This is a genomic window from Phaeodactylibacter xiamenensis (assembly GCF_000759025.1).
GTDB classification, from domain to species: Bacteria; Bacteroidota; Bacteroidia; order Chitinophagales; family Saprospiraceae; genus Phaeodactylibacter; species Phaeodactylibacter xiamenensis.
In genome coordinates this window covers 1-17,981 of record NZ_JPOS01000025.1, presented here as the reverse complement: position 1 = coordinate 17,981, position 17,981 = coordinate 1, and the positions used below count along the sequence as shown (strand labels likewise).

General features: G+C 46.7%; 20 protein-coding genes and 1 pseudogene. 1 reads left to right on the top strand and 20 read right to left on the bottom strand.

The annotated features are described in order from the left end of the window. The 20 genes from IX84_RS10825 to IX84_RS10735 all read right to left on the bottom strand — a co-directional run. Positions 1-424 (bottom strand): M23 family metallopeptidase (locus tag IX84_RS10825; protein WP_152604992.1); only part of this gene is annotated, 424 nt, incomplete at its 3' end. Positions 425-582: 158 nt separating this feature from the next. Beyond that, on the bottom strand, positions 583-1,440 hold the full coding sequence (locus tag IX84_RS10820) for an IS3 family transposase (protein WP_044220063.1): 858 nt from the start codon (positions 1,438-1,440) through the stop codon (positions 583-585). Next, positions 1,440-1,718: a helix-turn-helix domain-containing protein gene (locus IX84_RS10815; RefSeq protein ID WP_044220061.1), complete on the bottom strand. Its 279-nt coding sequence runs from the start codon at positions 1,716-1,718 to the stop codon at positions 1,440-1,442. The genes IX84_RS10820 and IX84_RS10815 overlap by 1 nt, the downstream gene beginning before the upstream one ends. 27 nt (positions 1,719-1,745) lie before the next feature. After that, positions 1,746-1,970, bottom strand: coding sequence for a hypothetical protein (locus IX84_RS10810; RefSeq protein ID WP_044220058.1), 225 nt, complete (start codon positions 1,968-1,970; stop codon positions 1,746-1,748). Then, positions 1,963-2,415: a hypothetical protein gene (locus IX84_RS10805; protein WP_152604991.1), complete on the bottom strand. Its 453-nt coding sequence runs from the start codon at positions 2,413-2,415 to the stop codon at positions 1,963-1,965. The genes IX84_RS10810 and IX84_RS10805 overlap by 8 nt, the downstream gene beginning before the upstream one ends. Before the next feature lie 204 nt (positions 2,416-2,619). After that, positions 2,620-2,970 (bottom strand): helix-turn-helix domain-containing protein, encoded by a 351-nt coding sequence (locus IX84_RS10800; RefSeq protein ID WP_044220053.1) that lies wholly within the window; start codon positions 2,968-2,970, stop codon positions 2,620-2,622. 534 nt (positions 2,971-3,504) lie between these two features. Then, a complete protein-coding gene (locus IX84_RS10795; protein WP_152604990.1) occupies positions 3,505-4,290 on the bottom strand; it encodes a hypothetical protein in 786 nt (261 codons plus the stop codon). After that, on the bottom strand, positions 4,280-5,746 hold the full coding sequence (locus tag IX84_RS10790; protein WP_044220048.1) for a hypothetical protein: 1,467 nt from the start codon (positions 5,744-5,746) through the stop codon (positions 4,280-4,282). Before IX84_RS10790 ends, IX84_RS10795 begins: the two co-directional genes overlap by 11 nt. Positions 5,747-5,752: 6 nt before the next feature. After that, positions 5,753-6,763 carry a hypothetical protein gene (locus IX84_RS10785; RefSeq protein ID WP_044220045.1) on the bottom strand — a complete coding sequence of 337 codons (1,011 nt, stop codon included), beginning with the start codon at positions 6,761-6,763 and terminating at the stop codon, positions 5,753-5,755. A 370-nt stretch (positions 6,764-7,133) separates the two neighbouring features. Beyond that, the gene (locus IX84_RS10780) at positions 7,134-7,895 is read right to left on the bottom strand and encodes a formylglycine-generating enzyme family protein (RefSeq protein ID WP_052515945.1); all 762 of its coding nucleotides are present in this window, start codon (positions 7,893-7,895) and stop codon (positions 7,134-7,136) included. Between the two features lie 3 nt (positions 7,896-7,898). After that, positions 7,899-8,477 (bottom strand): hypothetical protein, encoded by a 579-nt coding sequence (locus IX84_RS10775; RefSeq protein WP_044220043.1) that lies wholly within the window; start codon positions 8,475-8,477, stop codon positions 7,899-7,901. Beyond that, the gene (locus IX84_RS10770; RefSeq protein ID WP_044220039.1) at positions 8,464-11,397 is read right to left on the bottom strand and encodes a COR domain-containing protein; all 2,934 of its coding nucleotides are present in this window, start codon (positions 11,395-11,397) and stop codon (positions 8,464-8,466) included. The genes IX84_RS10775 and IX84_RS10770 overlap by 14 nt, the downstream gene beginning before the upstream one ends. Positions 11,398-11,451: 54 nt before the next feature. After that, positions 11,452-11,706 (bottom strand): SUMF1/EgtB/PvdO family nonheme iron enzyme, encoded by a 255-nt coding sequence (locus IX84_RS34545; protein WP_394333429.1) that lies wholly within the window; start codon positions 11,704-11,706, stop codon positions 11,452-11,454. 148 nt (positions 11,707-11,854) lie between these two features. Continuing rightward, positions 11,855-12,637, bottom strand: coding sequence for a formylglycine-generating enzyme family protein (locus tag IX84_RS10765; protein ID WP_052515944.1), 783 nt, complete (start codon positions 12,635-12,637; stop codon positions 11,855-11,857). A 60-nt stretch (positions 12,638-12,697) separates the two neighbouring features. Next, positions 12,698-13,063 carry a hypothetical protein gene (locus IX84_RS10760; protein WP_052515943.1) on the bottom strand — a complete coding sequence of 122 codons (366 nt, stop codon included), beginning with the start codon at positions 13,061-13,063 and terminating at the stop codon, positions 12,698-12,700. Then, the gene (locus tag IX84_RS10755) at positions 13,056-13,844 is read right to left on the bottom strand and encodes a reverse transcriptase domain-containing protein (RefSeq protein WP_052515942.1); all 789 of its coding nucleotides are present in this window, start codon (positions 13,842-13,844) and stop codon (positions 13,056-13,058) included. The genes IX84_RS10760 and IX84_RS10755 overlap by 8 nt, the downstream gene beginning before the upstream one ends. Then, entirely contained in the window at positions 13,828-14,382 is a 555-nt protein-coding gene (locus IX84_RS10750) for an HRDC domain-containing protein (protein ID WP_044220034.1), read from the bottom strand. The genes IX84_RS10755 and IX84_RS10750 overlap by 17 nt, the downstream gene beginning before the upstream one ends. A gap of 121 nt (positions 14,383-14,503) precedes the next feature. Then, on the bottom strand, positions 14,504-15,349 hold the full coding sequence (locus IX84_RS10745; protein WP_052515941.1) for a formylglycine-generating enzyme family protein: 846 nt from the start codon (positions 15,347-15,349) through the stop codon (positions 14,504-14,506). A gap of 208 nt (positions 15,350-15,557) precedes the next feature. After that, positions 15,558-16,022, bottom strand: coding sequence for an IS200/IS605 family transposase (gene tnpA, locus IX84_RS10740; protein WP_044220031.1), 465 nt, complete (start codon positions 16,020-16,022; stop codon positions 15,558-15,560). 423 nt (positions 16,023-16,445) lie between these two features. Continuing rightward, positions 16,446-17,294 carry a formylglycine-generating enzyme family protein gene (locus IX84_RS10735; protein WP_052515940.1) on the bottom strand — a complete coding sequence of 283 codons (849 nt, stop codon included), beginning with the start codon at positions 17,292-17,294 and terminating at the stop codon, positions 16,446-16,448. Between the two features lie 355 nt (positions 17,295-17,649). Between IX84_RS10735 and IX84_RS10730 the strand changes: the two are divergent. After that, positions 17,650-17,981 (top strand): annotated as a pseudogene (locus tag IX84_RS10730) (IS701 family transposase); the annotation flags it as partial.

The following is a 17,981-nucleotide window of genomic DNA, read 5'->3' as shown; positions in this document are numbered from 1 at the left end:
AACGCTTTAGCTTATTGACTTTGTAATTTCCAATCGAGTCCAAAGGATACGATTTCAACCCTCCTTTACTATCATCAGCTTGCAATACATTGAAATGTAGATGTTCTTCCGAAGCCTGCCCTGTTTGACCACTTAATGCAATGGGTTGCCCCATGGTAACAAACTCGCCTACTTCTACCATGCTGCTATTTTGCTTTAGGTGGCCATACATTGTAAATAAGTGAGTTGAAGCATCGTATATCATAACTTGATTTGCATAGGGTTTCCATTTATCACTATGGCCCCACCCCTCGTAACCGTCAATAACCCCGACAACATAGCCGTTTTGAGTTGATGTAACAGTATCTCCGGTACTCATGGTAAAATCAAAAGCATATCTTGATAAATTTGAATTATGCGTAGGCCCCGAATTATTTCCTTGCAATAGTTTATAGCTCTTTGGACTTACCCCAATTGTCTAGACAGCTTTAGCTGTATTTATGATTTACGAATTAAACAAAAAACACATTCATAATCATCATAATATTTTCTTTTTTTGCTTCTTTTTTTCTTTTGATTTCCACAGCAAAAATGTGGATAAGTTCATTGACATAAGGCTGGCCTAGATTGCAGGTACAACTGGCTCGGGTACTTGTCCCCAATCTTGGAATGCCGCCTGTGGAAATTCCAATTATAGAAGTACTGGGCCAAGCCGTTATGCAGCTCTATGCCGTCCTCGTAAGCTTTAAGGTAGATGTCTTCATACTTGGCCATCTTCCACAAGTTTTCGATAAAAGCGTTGTCTGTAGCCCGGCCTTTGCCGTCCATGCTCAGCCTTGCACCTTTGCCTAAAACAGTGCTGGTGAATGCATCGCTGGTGTATTGGCTGCCCTGGTCGGTATTGATGATTTGAGGGGCGCCCCATTCAGCTACAGCTTCCTCGAAGCAGCCTGCACACCATGCGGCCTCCATCGTGTTGGATAAGGACCAGTTGACCACAAAGCGGCTGTACAGGTCTATGATGGCAGTCAGGTACAAGAAGCCCTTTGGCATCGGGACGTAAGTGATGTCAGTAGCCCAGACTTGGTTGGGCTGTACAATTGCCAGCCCCCTTAATAAGTAAGGGTAAACCTTATGGTCTTTGCCCCGCTTCGAGGTGTGAGGGCCCGGGAAAATAGCCCTGAGCCCCATCACATCGTAGTACAGCCGGCGGACCCGGTTGCGGCTGACTTTGTAGCCTTCATCCTGGGTCAGGTAAACGTACATCCTTGGGCAGCCTTTGTAGGGGTGGTCGATGTAATGCTTGTCCATCAGGCGCATCAGCTCCAGGTTCAGCTCCGAAGCTGCCCTCGGTTTATAATATAGCGAGGACCGGTTAATACTCAACAGCCTGCACTGCCTGCTCAAGCTCAACTTGGGGTGGCTGCTGTCCAGAAGCAGCCGTTTTTCAGCTAGTGGCATCAGGGCAGTCTTTTTTTTAGAAAATCGATTTCAATGGCCTGTTCCCCGATTTTGCGCATCAGCCGGTCTTTTTCAAGTTCGGCCTCCGATTTGCCGGAAAGTGCCTTGCCTTTGCGGAAAACCGAAGAGGCGCCTGACAAAAACTCCTTTTTCCAATTGGTAATCTGCTGTGGGTAGATCTTATACTTATTGGCAATCTCAGCCAAAGTATTCACCTCCTTGAGGGCTTCCAGGACTACTTTTGTCTTGAAATCAGCGTTGAAATTTCTTCTGCTCATGATAGCTAATTTAAGGGTTTTTATAAATCAAGCTACCTGTCTAGTTTTTTGGGGGAACTCCACACAAAGCTCGCCTTCAAACCAGAACTGGTCGAACAGCATTTTGGGCACGGGAGATTGAGCGGCCTCTTCCATCCACCTGGAAGCGGGCTTGCCGATGAAGGGAGAGGCAGGCACGACCGGAGATGGCTTTGGAACGCCCTTCATCTTCGATCTGGCAGTCTCCACAATTTCCAGATAACTTTTAGCCATTGTGTACTGTTTTTTCCTGCGCCCTACGTTTTTCAAAACGCTCTGCTTTCTCCCTAATCCGATCTGGCACCCTGCAGTCCGGCATCCGTTTGTGCTTCACCTGATGCCGAAGGGCATAGACCTCCCTGCCCAGGCACAAAGACGAGCGATTTTCAGGAAGCGCAAACCGGAGCGCGTTTATTTCATAAAGGCTTAAGGTATAGGCACTAGCCAGCTCATTGTACGCCACTGTACAGTCCTTCATTCCTTCAGCAATATCAACAACTACAGCATACAAGACCTGCAACTGATCCTGTATAAACGGAGAGGGGCGGCGCCTGAGGTACTGCTCCTTTTGCGCTATGACCACCTGCAGCCGTTCAATGGCTTGCCTTGGCTTTTCATGGATAAAACAGATATCCCGGACTGGACTGGCACCCGTCTTTTTATTATCTTTGGTGTTCATTATGATCATTTTAAAAGCCCCGCCGCCGCTGAAAGCACGGGGCTTTTTTGTTTGAGCAAGCAGCTGCCCTTTGGGACAGGGGCAATAGCCTCCCACTGCTCCCGGGGAGCATTTCCAATTTGCTGCCTTGTTGAAATAGGGGAAGGGCTCAGCTTCGCAAGGTGCAGGGCAGCCCGTTGCCCTTAGTTACAATGATTGTAGCGGTCATCTGGATTTAGACAGGTATAGTTTTGCTGCCTCTTCCAGCTCTTTGCGCGTCTTCCGCCGGCCGGATTCGATATATTCCACCAGCTCGCTTTTACGGAAATACAGACGACGCCCCTTTTTGAAGTGGGGTAATTCTCCCCGGTTGACCCTTTGGTAGCCCGTACTCTTGGCGATACCAAGAAATTCGCAAGTCTGGTCGAAGTTCATCAATTCCTCCTCGGGCTCCTTTGCTGGTGCTTGCAGCTCCTGCATAGCATTCCGGACAGCAGCTTCAAAAGCCGCCTGAAGGTCTTCCTTCGTAATACCCACCGTAACGTTCGACGGTAATTGCTCAAAAATAGTTTTCATAGCTTTTTAATTTGTTTACCCCAAAGTTGCGGTCAACAGTAGCATTCATTTCTATTTGTGGGTAAAAACCGTCGAAAATATGGGGATTATGGGCGGAATGATGGGTAATCGGGGTGGGAAGATGGGTAATTTGGGGATTCTGTAATAGCGGTGAGTTGCTTTTTGGGCTGTTGCTACACCTTGATGTGGGGCCTGAATAAGTGGGCATAGGGTGGCTGGCAATGGAAGGTTATGTATCATTGCGATGATGGGAGTCGGTAAAATAACGGATGGATAAGACTATGTTTGGAGCGGGTTCGTTATGAAAATCAAGGAATTGTGGTTCTGGCTAAATCTTTTTTGGTGCGTTTGGCGGGTGTTTACATCCAGACATTTATCGTCAGGGCCAAATAAGCGAAAAAAGATGACGCCAGGTTCATAAATCCTTGGTTTGCAATAGGATAAAGCTCCAAACATAGTCTAAACTAGAATCGTGAAGCGCAAATCAGAAGGTACGAAACGTCAAGCACCATAATCTTACCGACACCCCTTGTTCTATTTCACTTCGACATCGCTAATTCCAAAAGCTTCAAATAAAGCCTCCCAATAATAGCGATTGATTGCAAAGTCTGATGCTTCCAGGGCATCATAGGGTGGAAAAATAACAACCCGTGTACCTGCCAGTACAGCAGGATCAACATCAAGTAACTGCTGCAAGGTTTTGGCATCAGACTTTGCGAATGCAATGGCTTCAGATTTAGATTGAATCGGAGTTTCATGAAAGTCACGGCGCCCGGCGCCTGTCATAGACTCTTGCATATCACTGAGAATATGAATCGTCTTGGTATCATAAGCGTCTTGTTTGAAAGCGCGGGTAGCAACTTCGAGTATACCCCATAAATCAGTGTATAGGCTCGTACTTCCAGTATTGGATTCCTCAACCGCTTCTCTCAACTTTTTATTACATACCCCACCTAAGTTCTTTAATTGAGATTCATACTTTTGCTTTGCATCATTTAGAGTCATACCGCCACCTGTTTTTGGGGCTTCAAACTTTGGTATAGGAGTAGAAAAAAGGAAGGCAGTGGATCCTGAGGTGTTTTGATGTATGTAGTTACCCTGTACCTTATCTCCTGGGTTTCGAAGGGTACTCAAAATAGCTTCTGTCGTATGGTTAGTAAAAATATCCTGCCGAACCTTATTTGAGACAGTGCTTATGGTTTTATCAATCAGTATAAGCAAGATATCATTTTGTTCATCCTGCGAATTCATTTTTGAGTTACAGGAAAGTACCACCATCCCGATAGCCAATAATAATACGTTAAAAGGTCTAATCCTCATGAGTCCCATTTAGATTTTGCTGTTTATTGAAATTATAGTCTATCATTTCCCGAAGCTGCTCATGCATATAGTTTACATTACGGTTGGGAGATGAATCACGCAGGGGCTTTTTCGTACTGGTATATTTCTTTTGACCGCCCTTACGCCGACGAAAATCATTCGTTTTGTCAAACATGGTTCCTAATGTATAAGGATGCACCACCAACTTGTCGGAGAGGCTGTATTTTTCACCACGCAAGTAGCCCAGTTTGTACCATGTCTTATGCCTTTGAGCCCGATAGGCCGTCCGCTCTTCCTGCAACAGCAACTCTTTATCAATTAATACCTTTTCCGCTGCTCTTAAATCTTCCGGATCTGGTAGATGCTCCAGCTGCTGCCTCGAAGTTTTTGCGGCAATTTCATGTTCTGCCAGCTGATCGTACAGACTGTCATACTCTTTTTTCATCAACTCTAGTGAAGCAAGCATTCCCTTCAACATTCTACGGTGTTTTTGTCTTACAATAAGCTGAGAACCTGCGGGCAACCCGATACTAAAACAAATAGCACCTGCAACCGCAAATAAAATGCTAATAAGAACAAAACCGGTTTGTACGCGCCAATCGAGATACAACTTCCTATCTAGTTCTAGTATTTCATCCTTATAACCTTCGAATCGGGCATCATCAATGTCAGTTTCACCATGAGCTCGAGCATCTTCTATAGTTGATATCTTATCTTGTAAGTATGCTCGTTCCTTAAGGAAAAATTGAGCCTGGTTTCGGAATGCCCCTAACACCCCAAGTGCCGTAAGAATCAGCAAACTGACAACAATCAAAAAAGCGTGGTTACGGCGTTTGTTTTCCCCCTTTATAAATGGCTGCTCAAATACCCGGTCTACAGCAGGCTTTATCGCAAAGGTCATGGCCCCAACAGCTATAGCAAGAATCCAAGCCTCCCACCCTGGCATATCCAGGACATTGGTCAGTACATTTTGCGAGAATAAGACATCTGCCAATATGAAAACCAATCCGCCGAAAAGGAACAGGGTTACAGAGGCTGCTTTATAATGAGGCGTTGAATCCTCAATCGCCTGCTCCAATGCTTCTTCCTTCTCTTGCTGAAGCACCATTCTTTCATCAAGCTGATCGATTTTCCGTTTGGTTTCCTGCCCGAGACGATCATTAGAAACGACTGCCTCTTCCAGCAATTCCCGTTTTTGTTCCGTCTGTATAAGTCGTGCCCGAATCCCTTCTTTTTGCCTTTTCAGGTCAAGAAGCTTCCGGTCGTACAATTTTTCCCGGTCAAACGCTTCTACCCATAAATCAAAAAAGTCAGGGTCAATTTTCAAGAGTCCATTCGTAAACCCATATTCGTAAAGGTCTACGACTCCTTTGTCATTTACCTGTTCTTCATTATTTGATGATTCAATGTCTTTATTTGGATCATCAACTTGAGGATATTTCTTCTCTTCTTCCATAGGGGGTTAGGCTTTTTTGAAGGTACTCAATTGCATTAATTGCTCCCCTGAGAGCTGATTTCTTGCAGAACGTGCCAAAGCGAACTCGCTCATAAAGTAAGCCTTTCGGGTTTCTGCAGTCTCCTTGAAATCACCTGCCTCTTTTTCCAATTCATTTTTCCGCTCTTTCAATTCTTCAAGATGATTCCGGGTACTTTCTTCTGCCTCCTCCAGCTCAGCAATCAATGTTTTCTGCTCACCGATCCTTTGTTTGATAAGAAGCCGCAACGCCCGTTTATTCCGTAAAGCCTGATTAGCACTAGTCCATTTTTCAATGGTAGTCAGCAGCCCTTTTCCGGAGAACAGGAAAAGCGCATAAAGCAATGCCCCTAAAGCGATAGCCTCTTCGACACCCTGCCCATTATAGCCCCAAACGATTACAAAAAGTACCGCCACTAACGGAACGACTAATTCCTCCAAAAGGAGTTTCCAACGTTCCCTTGGGTTTTCTTCTAGGTGTGCAGCTTCTGTCGCGAATAAAAAAGAACCTGGCGTGAATAGATTCAGGCTGCCGAAGATATAAACCCCAATGGCAATAAGCAAAGGGAATTCAAGGTGTGGCTCCAGCCAACTGTACATTAACCAGAATGTCAATAACACAGCGGCTGAATAGCTGATAAGGTTGATCGTTTGACGTAAAAAACCTGTCTTTCGATTATCGGCCGCCTCTTCAAGGGATTGAAGGGTTGCCTGTTCCTGTTCTATTTGTGATTGTGTGGACTCCAACTCTTGTCCTGCTTCCTGAATTTCCTCAGATACTTGTTCAGCCTGCAATAAAAGGTTTTTTGTTTTCTGCAAATAGAACAGCTCAATGGTCTGCAGCTTTTCTTTGGCATCGCCATCTGTCAAACCATACATTACTCCTTCATCCCGGAGTAAGTCCTCGTTTAGGATCCACTGGAATTCTTCATTACGGCCATCTAGCTCTTCGACTGGAGCTTCTTCCCGCTCACTGACGGGTAGCGCATCTTTTTCCATAGTTGAGGCGTTGTGGTTTTCTCATATAAGCTGCGGAAAACCAACTGTCCTGGCTTTCTTTCAACTCCCCATATTTTACGGCAAGCGCTATTGAAATGTTACATTGGGGACATTGAGAAATACGTAGCCTACTTGGATACCCTTCTTGTTTTTGTAATTTTTTGTTCAGTAAAATCCCTACCGCAGGATGCATTGCTACATCTGCTTAATCAGAATAAAGTTGGACATCCCCACCCCACCCTCCAAATACCGCATCCGAAAAGCACCCCCCATTCACCTTCTCCCTATGATATCCTGCATTTTGCTCCATACTTGCATTTTTTTTAAATTTCCGTTCAGGGTAATGGTAATTAAGGCTGGCTTCTCTCTGCTAAGCCGAGGCCAATACCAGACGAAAACTAAGGATTCCATCTCGGTCAGTTGGGGGTCTGTAATCACGAAAGGATACACGGCAGAACCGCAAATAGTCGCCCCAAGAACCGCCTCGGGCTAGGCGATACCGAGCATCTTCCTTTTGGCAGTTCGGGTTCTTCACTGTACTTCGTTCATAGCACTCCTGATAAAAGGTATCAGAATACTTATCCACGCACCACTCTTCCACATTCCCACTCATATCGAATAACTGAAAGCCGTTCGGACGCTTTAGGCCTACTGCTTTCGTTTCGCTGTGACTATTCTCGCTAAACCAGCCTACCTCTTTCAATTGATCGCTACCGGCATATTCATAAGGCTCGCTACCGCGGGCTGCGTACTCCCACTCCGCTTCTGTAGGAAGCCGATAAGCATATCCTTCAGGGCGCGAGGTTTGCGTCCATTCATTGAGCTTATGTAAAAAGGCAGGCTGACCATCATTATCTTGATTTCCTTCCACGATATCGATCCAGGATACTTGCTCTACCGGACGATTGTCGCCTATAAATCTGGAGGGATTATGATCTGCGCCCATCACCGCCTTCCACAGCGCTTGGGTTACCAGATATTCTCCGATGTAAAAGGAAGAGAGCTCCACTTTATGGATAGGGCTTTCGTTTCCTAACGATTTCCTCGTTTCATCACTCCCCATCTCAAAGATACCGCCTGGCAGGTAGCGCAGGCGGAAAGTGTGGTTGTTGATGGTTTCGGTGTGGTACATAGGTTAATAATCTCTGCGGATGACCACTTTCTCCTTTAGCCTATATCGATTATCATTGGACGCCCTAAGCATATCCTTTCTATGAAAAAGGCTCATGGTTCTCTTTAACTGGTCTTGATCCAACTCTTCACCGAAATAAGCCATATACTCTTGTAAAACTTCCTGTATGGTGAAAAACTCTTTGTCCAGGCGTTTCATCGTCAAGAGAATCTTGGCATCTATCTTTTGATAGGTGTAGGTAACCGCTTTGGCAAATTTGGATACTAGCTTCAGTATCGCAATCGCAATATTCATTCCGTCCTTACCATCCAATGTAGCCATATCCAAAAGGTCTAAATGGCTATCAAAAAGGTCATGCAAGGACAGTTCAATGATGTTGTAAGCGTCAATTTGTTTCCCTGATACACTGCGGTCGGTATGCTCTCTGAGATAACTTGTCCCTCTTTCTTCTTCGGAGAGTGGAGTTGTACCTTCCTTAAGGGAAATATGCTGCACCAAGTGCTCAAGCAAGCGATCATCTGCCTGATCACTATCCAGGTTTTCCTGAAAAAATGCTTTCAGCGCATCTTTATGGTTTTTCATCCTGATATAGTTTTATTTCGGCTCCATTTCTAAATAGTCGAATCTCTACGTCGTCTTCGGTAGTAAACATAGTACTAGCCTCTTCCGCACAGCGCTTGACAGGACTTCCTTTTGCAAAATTGCCATAGAACAATTCTGCTACCTCTTGTGCCAGTGCTGAGTTGATTTTATCGGTAGTCCCGATCACATATAATTCGCTTTCTTCTGTACCTGCTTTACTGATGGCGGCTGCCTGAGCTTCCGTAAAGCAGGCATTAAGATACACGAGCTTAAGCTGCGGATGTAAATACTTTATTTTCCTGAATAGGCTTTCCAATTCCACAGCGCTGATTAGAGAAGCCTTGCCATCTCGTCCCAGCAGACATAATCCGCCCCCTTCACCTGTGAATAGCTCTGCTAATTCACCATGCCCAATGAAATGAAGGATGTGTGGTTGGAAATTGCTAATGGATTGGTTAAAGCCTTTCAGAGTGACCTGCGTAAATACCTCCTCCTCTATTTTTTGATGTGATTCGTACTGCTTTAAAGTCCTTCTTATCCAAGAGTGCTCCGCCTCATAGCTTATTGGTAGCTTATCAGTAGGAATCGCAGCCAAAATCAGCATAATTTGGTCAGCATCCTGCGGGTATCCATTCAGCCTCTCGTCCAGCTTTTCACCCCCCTCTTTCTCTCTATGTATATCCCCCTCAGATGGGTTCTTCCTATTCTGCTTCCACGCCCCGAAATCAAATTCTTGATAGCTACTGCCTTCCTTGACCAGCCAATTATCCTGCTCTCCTAATGCCTCAAAGATAGGCTCCAACCAATGTTCCATTGCCGGAGTTTCAATACTGAGGTCAATAGCCCTATCATCATAATTAAGCAGTACTCTAAAGCGCCGCCCCTCTGGCGTCAATACTTTGATACCACTTCTCCAAATATTATCCAAATCGGTCTTACGACCAATGCTTGCAATGAACGATTGAATTCGGGGGTAGTCGTTAAAAGGGAGTGGCAATCGCAGGTGCGTAACCTGATCCAGGTTTTCAAACTCTTTTTTGATTGCCTCCGGCTGATCAACGGGTAGGAACTCCGGGAAAATATAAACATCTCTCTTCGATCTTTGGCTTCTGTATTCCTCCTTTTCACTTCGCTTAAAGCATAATCCACATCGCTCCATGAAGCCGAGAAAGAGCCACCTCTCTTGATCAGAATATTGAGAACCAAATATTTCAAAAATTCTTCGTACTCTGATACGGCCTTTATCCTCGATAAACTCATCAAAGTAATCCTGTTCTCTATCCAAAGGTTTGTAGATAGCCTCTAAAGCCCAATCTAAATCCAGGATAACCTTTCCTTCTAATGCCTCATGATAGTAAACCAGACCAATATCGTGCAAATAATTTAGTAACAAGGCTTTGTTATCCTCCGGCACATTTTTGCACCAAATATCCAAAAACACCTCCTTGTCAATCACTTTTTGACCGGACTCGTTAGCAAGGTTTTTTAGTATATCCGACCTGACCTCTACCCATGAATTGGGAAATGGCATGTTGTAGGCGGTTAGCCTTTTGGCAGCATCCCTTATTGATGTAACCAACATTGACATCCGTTCTCCTGATCTGGTATCCAAGTGTATAAAATCAGCACCTTGATCATCTGAGAAGGCGTTTATTACGCTATTTTTTTGAGGAAACCCGGCTTTCTTATTTTGAGCGATGATGAACTGGCTACGTGGGTTGTTCTCCTTGATTGAATAGTACCAATAGGGGACTTCATGGTTCATCGTTTTTAAATAGCCCTTTGTTCGGTCTTTTACCCACTCGTTATTCTTCGCTTTTTTTTCTGTTTCGGGATCAAACATGATGACGATAACCGACTGCGAGCGCAAAAACAATCGGTGCGTACCGTGATACACTTCCTGCCCCCCAAAGTCCCAATAGTTAAAATCAATCCCCCGGTATTTCCAGTCTCCCGTTTTCACTCCCTGAGTGGACTTGTGCGGTTCATCTCCTTCACAGGTACAAGCATACTCATCCTCTTCCTGATCTCCGTTTTCTAAGGCACAGACCATAGTGGTTTTTCCCACATTCCCATTGCCTGTAATCATTAACTTCACTAGCTTATTCTTCTGCCCTCCTCCGTCAAGCCTCAGCTGTTTAAACCAAATGGATGCCTCCTCCAGGCAGTTTTCCGATCGAAGGAATACATCAGGTATATTTTTGGGATAACTCCCTCTGGCATACAACGTCTCCAACGGGCTATCCAAAACCACATCCGCTGGCAAGTGCGATAGCTGGTTGCCCTTTAAGTCCAATACCTGTAGATGGGGCAGCGCACCACCAATCTGCAGCTGCTCCATATTGCAATTGCTCAGGTGTAGAAACTTCAAAGTATCGCAACCATTGGGGATATTCACTTCCTTCAACCCCTCATTGCCACTCAAGTCCAGCCACCACAGCTTGGGGCAGGCAGAGGCAAAAGAAAACGCTTCCAGCTTGGAGCGGCTCGCATCCAGTTTTTGCAGGGCCGGGCAGTCCGGTAGGTGGAGTGCCTGTATGCCGCTATCACTAAGGTCGATTTCTTCCAATTGGGGCATAGCCCCGGCAAATTCCAGGGTTTGGAGTGCTTTATTATCTGCCAGGTTGAGCAGCTGCAGTTGCTGCAATGACGCTGGCAATTGCAGGCTTAAGAAATCATTTTCCGCCAGGTACAAGCCCTGCAAGCCTGACAGTTCCGGTGCTTCCAGAAAGCTAGCATCTTGCAAGCCCAGCGTACGCAGCTTCAGACCGGTCAGTGTACCGTCTTTTAACCAATACTGGCTTTTGTCTTCTTCCTTGCGCCCGTAGCGCATGAATGCACTGAGGTCAGGCGCATTGGATAGAGCGATGGTAATGCTGAGTTGTTGTTCTAGTCTTGCGATGATAGCTGGTGTTGGCATATATACCTGTTTTCTAAATCAAAAAATGCGGCACGGGAGCTTTCGCAAAAGCTACTAACACCAATGCCACTTGCAGTATAACTGCATTTTTTGTCCCCAAAGGGAGCAGGAGAAGCACCTGTTCAGTGAGCTTTCACCCCTTCCGGCATCCACCAGGATGGGTACTGCTCCGTGAGCTGGGGCCAAGACCAGGCGGAAGCCGATATTGTCGTTGCGGTTCGTCGGATTCCAGTGATTGCGATTGGAGACGCGGCAATTGTCCGCGTCATTGATCCAGGAGCCGCCGCGGTTCACGCGATTCTGACCTATGGTGTCTTCACCTATTTTTAATTGCCTAATTTATACTTTTTCTTGATCAAAATTCACTCGCTCCGCCATCTCCGTTTCGTATGATCGGCCTCGTGACCTCCGGTACACGGCCCCGATCAACTCCACTCCGCAGGCTGCGCTCGGTAGCTCACTGAACTGGGGCCAAGACCAGGCGGAAGCCGATAATGACGTAGCGGTGCGTTGGAATCCAGCTGGAGCGGTAAGAGACGCGGCAATAGTCCGCGTCACGGATCCAGGAGCCGCCGCGGTGCACGCGGTACCGACCTACTTCTACATTAAGTGGATCCTGTACAACACCTTGCTCCTTACACTTGGCATAAAAGTCAGTATCATCCAAATCCAAACACCACTCCTCCACATTGCCACTCATATCGTACAGCCCCAGCTCATTGGGCTGCCTTTGCTCCACATGCTTCGTTTCACTATGGCTGTTTTGACTGTACCAGCCCACTTCTTTTAATTGATCGCTGCCAGCAAAGGTAGTATACAGGTTGGCAGCGGTGGGTTGGCTGTTTTTCAAAAACGACTGTATGTGTTCGGATGAAAGCGCTGTTTCATGCCCGCCCTTAGCGGCGTACTCCCATTCTGCCTCGGTCGGCAGACGAAAGTGGTAACCAGGTACTTGCGAAGGGAAATCATGATTAAGTCGATCTAAAAATGCTTCCGGTACGCTATCATCCTGCCCGCCTTCCACAATATCCTGCCAGGAAACCTGCTCGACGGGCCTACAGCCTCCTACAAATTGAGATGGATTGTGCTCTTGCATCACTGCTTTCCAAACGGCTTGTGCCACAGGATACTCCCCTATGTAGAAGGGTTGCGTAATTTCTACCAGATGCTCTGGTTTTTCATCATCGTATTCCGACTGATTATCCCCCATGATAAAAACACCCGGCTCAACGAGAATCATCGGGTATTGGGCGACACTTCCTAAAAGGTGATTATATTTTTCTGGTAGCTCGGGCATGGGCTAGAAGCGATCAAAGTGCCAGGAGGCGGTTAATACTTTTTGCCGAAAGGCACGAGCTTGAGCATGCGTGGTGAAGGCTGTCAAAGACTGCAAGCGACGCTGATAACTGTCCTCACTGAGCAAACCGGCGGCATAGGCTTGATCCAGGTCCTCTGTTTGCTTGATAAATCTCCGCTTGGCCCGCTTTCCCAATCTTACCTGCTGATCAGGATATACACGATAGCCCAATACAGGCAAGCCAAATCTACATTGGTTCAACTGAGCTGGTTTCAGTATCAGAGACAGCTGCTCCATTTGAGTTTGAATACCCTTCAGTGCATCCTGTAGTGCTGTTTTTGTATTCGCCCAGAAAATCATGTCATCCATATATCTTATGTATGCTTTGCACCTTAGTAGTGGGGCAAAAATAAGTTTTCCAATTGTCTTGGTGCTTTTGCCTTGATAAGTCCCAAAACCCGCCCGATGGTTGGTTTTGTCCCTCATCAAAGCAAAACCCAATTGGAAAACTTATTTTTCGAGAAGCCCTTAGCTCTTCTTTCACCCAATGATCAAAGGCTGACAGATAATGATTAGCAAAATATGGGCTGGAGAGATTCCCTATTGGTACACCCCTCGAAGCTGTATCTTCATAGCTATTAATAATTTGGCGGAAGATGCCCAATAGCACATCTTCTTTGAATAAACTATCCAGCTGCTGCTTCAATATTTCATGCTGTATATTAGCAAAAAACTTCTTGACGTCCAATTTCAGATACCAGCTATATTTGTCTGTGTAATATTTTGCTCTTCCAAGGGCCTTGTACGTACCTTTTCCTTTTCGACTGGCATAGCTGTCAAATATCTGTTTGCGCTCAAAATATTCATGACAGACATTCATCAAAGCATGGTGCAGGATTTGTTCCCGAAACGCGGGAGCGCAAATCTCCCTTTCCTTGGGGTCAAAAATGGTGAAGAAATAGTAGTCTCCAACACTGACCTCCCCAGATACTATTTCCTTTCTAAGCGCGAGTAAACCGGACTGCCAACCTGCATCGTAATATTGGCGTACCGCATTCGACCATTTTTTCCCTTTTTGTGCCTTCCATAAAGCCAGCCTGAGGTTCTCGGGCTCTACTATTAAAGGCAGTAAATTATTTGCTCGTTTCATGCTCTGTAAAATAGGATGCGTACTTTTCAACTTTGCGATGACCAATGCCTGGAATCTCTTTAAGATCATCCAAAGTGATTGGACGGCTGATTTTAGCCATTTCAGCTAATTCATGATTTGTAAAAATGGTATAGACCGGTATGCCTTCGGCCTGGGCAACTTTCTTGCGAATATTCCTGTAGGTATTGAAGCGTTCGAAAGACGCTGCATCCAGTACTTTTTTATAGTCGACACGAGCACTTTTCTCAGCAGCTGACGGACTCTTATTTGCCGCCGTTGGTAGATATACTCGGAACGGAGAGGTTTGGGTGTAAGGCACAAATCCGACGCACGAGCATATGCCGACACGAAATCGTGTTTGGTCCCAAACTACTTCGTCGTCGGTATAGCTAACTGCGAAGGTCCAATATGCACTACGGTCTAACACTACGATCTGCTGGTCTACTTCTAATATTTTGTGCGAGCGCAAGAAACGATTGAATTCTTCCTCTACCTCGTCGCCATGAGTAATCGGAATTGTAAATATCTTAAGCTGCATGCCTTATTTATTCAGTTTCAAAAAATTCACTCGCTCCGCCCGCTCCATTCCGTATGATCGATCTCGTGACCTTCGGTACACGGACCCGATCAACTCCACTCCGCAGGCTGCGCTCGGTGGCTCACTGAACTGGGGCCAAGACCAGGCGGAAGCCGACGTAGCCGTCGCGGCGCGTGGGAAACCAGTGGTAGCGATCGGAGACGCGACAACGGCCCGCGCCGCCGAACCAGGAGCCGCCGCGGTGCACGCGGAGCAGACCCTTTTCCGCATTCAGTGGGTCCGGCATGATACCTTGCTCCTTACACTTTTTATAAAAATCGCTATCAAACCAGTCCTCGCACCACTCAGATACATTCCCACTCATATCATACAGCCCCAGCTCATTGGGCTGCCGCTTACCGACTGCCTTAGTCTCTTCATGACTGTTTTTATCGTACCATCCCACTTCTTTCAACTGATCGCTACCGGCGTAAGCCGTGTACAACTCAGCAGCTTTCGGCTGGTTGGTTGTCAAAAAGGACTGTACCTGCTCTGGCGAGAGGGCTGTTTTATGCCCGCCCTTAGCCGCATACTCCCATTCTGCTTCGGTCGGCAAGCGAAATTGATAGTCCGGTATTTCGGAAGCGAAATTTTGGTTGAGCTGATTTAAAAATGCCGTCGTTACCCTATCATCCTGCCCACCTTCTACGATATCCTGCCAGGAGACTTGTTCTACGGGGCGGTCGTCTCCCTGAAAGTAAGAGGGGTTATGACCGTTCATCACCGCTTTCCAAAACGCCTGGGTTACCGGGTAGACACCGATGTAGTAATTTTGGGTAATCCGCACCAAGTGTTCTGGCTTTTCCCTGTCAAAAGCCTCTTCCGCCTCACTGCCCATTACAAACACCCCCGGACGTACCCGTATCATATCGTAGTACAAGCCGTTGGGGAGGGGGTGGCGGTAGGTATTGGGTAAGTCCTGGGACATAGCTTTTGTTTGTATTGGGGGAATATAGGGCTATTTTCAATATTTTGGATAATGCCGTTCTTATACGACTGGTTCCTACTCTTTCATTGCAACAATCTGACGATTGTCGGAATGGTTTATCGTCCCTCCGGGACTTGGTTCTGGTATTGGTTATTGATTGAGTTCCATAGGAACGGCATGGCTTCCGCACGTTCGTAAGAGCGTGTGATCAATCCTCAAAAAAGTCCGGCAAATACGCTGGATCCGGCTCGGTCTCATTCCTCCTCAGGATGTCCAGATATTCTTTCCGGAAAGACTTCTTCGCATGATGCGCCTTTTGGTTCTTTATGTAATGGCGCAGCGCATCCACATGGGTGCGGCTCACAGAAAAAGTGCCGCCACCGGTTTGCCAGTTGAACCTTTGGGGCAGAAAGCCTTGATCGTTGATCCACTTAGAGGAATTGGCTTTGACCTTTTGTACAAATGTTGCCGGGGCCATGTCCGGGCGCAAGCGGGCGGCGATATGAATATGATCGGGCATTCCATTGACTTGCAGCGGTGTCTGCCCCAGATTTTTGATGATGCCTTCGATGTATTTGTACAGCTCTTCCTCAAAGGATGGCAATATCAATGCCTGCCGGTACTTCACGGCGCTGACGTGGTGGATGTAGAGTTTGGAAAAGGTATTAGGCATAGTACTTTGGATTTTGGGTTGAAGTATAATAATGCCGTCCTTACAGGACTGATTTCTGCTTTTCTTTCTTTTCAACAATCTGACGATTGTCGGAAAGAATTATCGTCCCTCTGGGACTGATGATTAATCTAAAAATAAGTTCCGTAGGAACGGTATTTCCTTCACATGTTCGTAAGAGCATGGAAAACACTGCTAATAGCAATTCCAATATATAAATGCCTTTAAAAGCAACGTGTCATTTCCGCTCAACCAGCCCCCTCCACTCCATCGGCCACGGCTATACCGACGACGAAGGACTTTGGGACCAAATATGACTTCGTGTCGGCATAAACTCGTGCGTCGGGTTTGTGCGTTACGCCCAAAACTCTCCGTTCCGAGTTTAAGCGCAGTGGCCATTCCGCTCCGTAGGCTGGCTTCGCTTCGCTACCGCTGAACTGGGGCCAACACCAAACGAAAACCGATGCGGTCGTAGCGGCTCGTCGGGCGCCAGCTGCCGCGATAGGAAACACGGCAGAGCCGCGGGCCGGTGGACCACGAGCCGCCGCGGTACACGCGGGACTGGGCTGAATCAGGCCCTTCAGGGTCTTCTAATATGCCCTCTTTCTTGCACTCCTCGTAGTAATTACTATCGAACCAATCCTGACACCACTCATATACATTACCACTCATATCATACAGCCCCAGTTCATTGGGCTGCCGATTACCAACCGCCTTAGTCTCCCCATGACTGTTTTTATCGTGCCACCCCACTTCTTTCAACTGATCGCTACCGGCGTAGGCTGTGTACAACTCAGCGGCTTTGGGATGGCCGTTTGTCAAAAAGGAATGCTCCTGCACCGGTGAAAGCGCCGTTTTATGCCCGCCTTTGGCGGCGTACTCCCATTCTGCCTCTGTGGGCAAGCGAAATTGATAGTCCGGTATTTCAGAAGCGAAATTTTGGTTGAGTTGAGTTAAAAATGCCGCCGGTACGCTATCGTCCTGCCCGCCTTCCACGATATCCTGCCAGGAGACTTGCTCTACAGGGCGGTCCTCTCCCTGAAATCTGGAAGGATTATGACCGTTCATCACCTCTTTCCAAAACGCCTGCGTTACCGGGTAGACACCGATGTAGTAATTTTGGGTAATGTGCACTAAATGCTCTGGCTTTTCCCAGTCAAATGCCTCTTTATCCTCACTCCCCATCACAAACACGCCCGGGCGTACCCGAACCATATCATAGTACAAGCCGTTGGGGAGGGGGTGGCGGTAGGTATTGGGTAAGTCTTGGGGCATACCATTTGTTTCTATTGGGGAAATATAGGGCTATTTTCAATATTTTGGACAATGCCGTCCTTACAAGACTGATTTCTGCTTTTCTTTCTTTTCAACAATCTGACGATTGTCGGAAAGAATTATCGTCCCTCCGGGACTGATGCTTAATCTAAAAATAAGTTCCGTAGGAACAGTATCTCCTTCTCATGTCCGGAAGAGCATATAAAACAGCAACCTGCATATCAATTATACTACCGCTGCCTCATCTTGTCTTCTATCGGGAAGCGTTTTACTCACTGACCTTTCGCACGCGAAATATTTGGAAAATTGATTAATAATGTCAGGGCAGTTATCTTGCAGCTCAAAGGAGCGAAAGATGAAAGACCCAAAGTTACTAGACTTGTATTCGGACTACCTGCTGGCATCGTTTCGCATGGCGACAGCCACCGGCTTGTCCGAGCTGACCGATCAGGCACTGAGCCATGACAAGATCAGCCGTTTTTTAGGGCAGGAAGCCTTCACGGCAAAGGACTATTGGCGTTGCATAAAGCCTTTGGTACGTAAAGTGGAGCACCCGGACGCGGTCATCAAGATAGATGACACGATCGAGGAGAAGCCGCACTCTACGGAGAATGAAGTGGTCACTTGGCACTGGGACCACTCCAAGAAGCCGAAAGCGGGGCACACCAAAGGGATCAACATCCTGAA

What these genes read in the sequence shown, in the direction of transcription:
- IX84_RS10820 (WP_044220063.1), bottom strand. Translation starts at nt 1,440, where the DNA reads ATGCCACTAGCTGAAAAACGGCTGCTTCTGGACAGCAGCCACCCCAAG.
- IX84_RS10815 (WP_044220061.1), bottom strand. Translation starts at nt 1,718, where the DNA reads ATGAGCAGAAGAAATTTCAACGCTGATTTCAAGACAAAAGTAGTCCTG.
- IX84_RS10810 (WP_044220058.1), bottom strand. Translation starts at nt 1,970, where the DNA reads ATGGCTAAAAGTTATCTGGAAATTGTGGAGACTGCCAGATCGAAGATG.
- IX84_RS10805 (WP_152604991.1), bottom strand. Translation starts at nt 2,415, where the DNA reads ATGAACACCAAAGATAATAAAAAGACGGGTGCCAGTCCAGTCCGGGAT.
- IX84_RS10800 (WP_044220053.1), bottom strand. Translation starts at nt 2,970, where the DNA reads ATGAAAACTATTTTTGAGCAATTACCGTCGAACGTTACGGTGGGTATT.
- IX84_RS10795 (WP_152604990.1), bottom strand. Translation starts at nt 4,290, where the DNA reads ATGAGGATTAGACCTTTTAACGTATTATTATTGGCTATCGGGATGGTG.
- IX84_RS10790 (WP_044220048.1), bottom strand. Translation starts at nt 5,746, where the DNA reads ATGGAAGAAGAGAAGAAATATCCTCAAGTTGATGATCCAAATAAAGAC.
- IX84_RS10785 (WP_044220045.1), bottom strand. Translation starts at nt 6,763, where the DNA reads ATGGAAAAAGATGCGCTACCCGTCAGTGAGCGGGAAGAAGCTCCAGTC.
- IX84_RS10780 (WP_052515945.1), bottom strand. Translation starts at nt 7,895, where the DNA reads ATGTACCACACCGAAACCATCAACAACCACACTTTCCGCCTGCGCTAC.
- IX84_RS10775 (WP_044220043.1), bottom strand. Translation starts at nt 8,477, where the DNA reads ATGAAAAACCATAAAGATGCGCTGAAAGCATTTTTTCAGGAAAACCTG.
- IX84_RS10770 (WP_044220039.1), bottom strand. Translation starts at nt 11,397, where the DNA reads ATGCCAACACCAGCTATCATCGCAAGACTAGAACAACAACTCAGCATT.
- IX84_RS10765 (WP_052515944.1), bottom strand. Translation starts at nt 12,637, where the DNA reads ATGATTCTCGTTGAGCCGGGTGTTTTTATCATGGGGGATAATCAGTCG.
- IX84_RS10760 (WP_052515943.1), bottom strand. Translation starts at nt 13,063, where the DNA reads ATGGATGACATGATTTTCTGGGCGAATACAAAAACAGCACTACAGGAT.
- IX84_RS10755 (WP_052515942.1), bottom strand. Translation starts at nt 13,844, where the DNA reads ATGAAACGAGCAAATAATTTACTGCCTTTAATAGTAGAGCCCGAGAAC.
- IX84_RS10750 (WP_044220034.1), bottom strand. Translation starts at nt 14,382, where the DNA reads ATGCAGCTTAAGATATTTACAATTCCGATTACTCATGGCGACGAGGTA.
- IX84_RS10745 (WP_052515941.1), bottom strand. Translation starts at nt 15,349, where the DNA reads ATGTCCCAGGACTTACCCAATACCTACCGCCACCCCCTCCCCAACGGC.
- tnpA (WP_044220031.1), bottom strand. Translation starts at nt 16,022, where the DNA reads ATGCCTAATACCTTTTCCAAACTCTACATCCACCACGTCAGCGCCGTG.
- IX84_RS10735 (WP_052515940.1), bottom strand. Translation starts at nt 17,294, where the DNA reads ATGCCCCAAGACTTACCCAATACCTACCGCCACCCCCTCCCCAACGGC.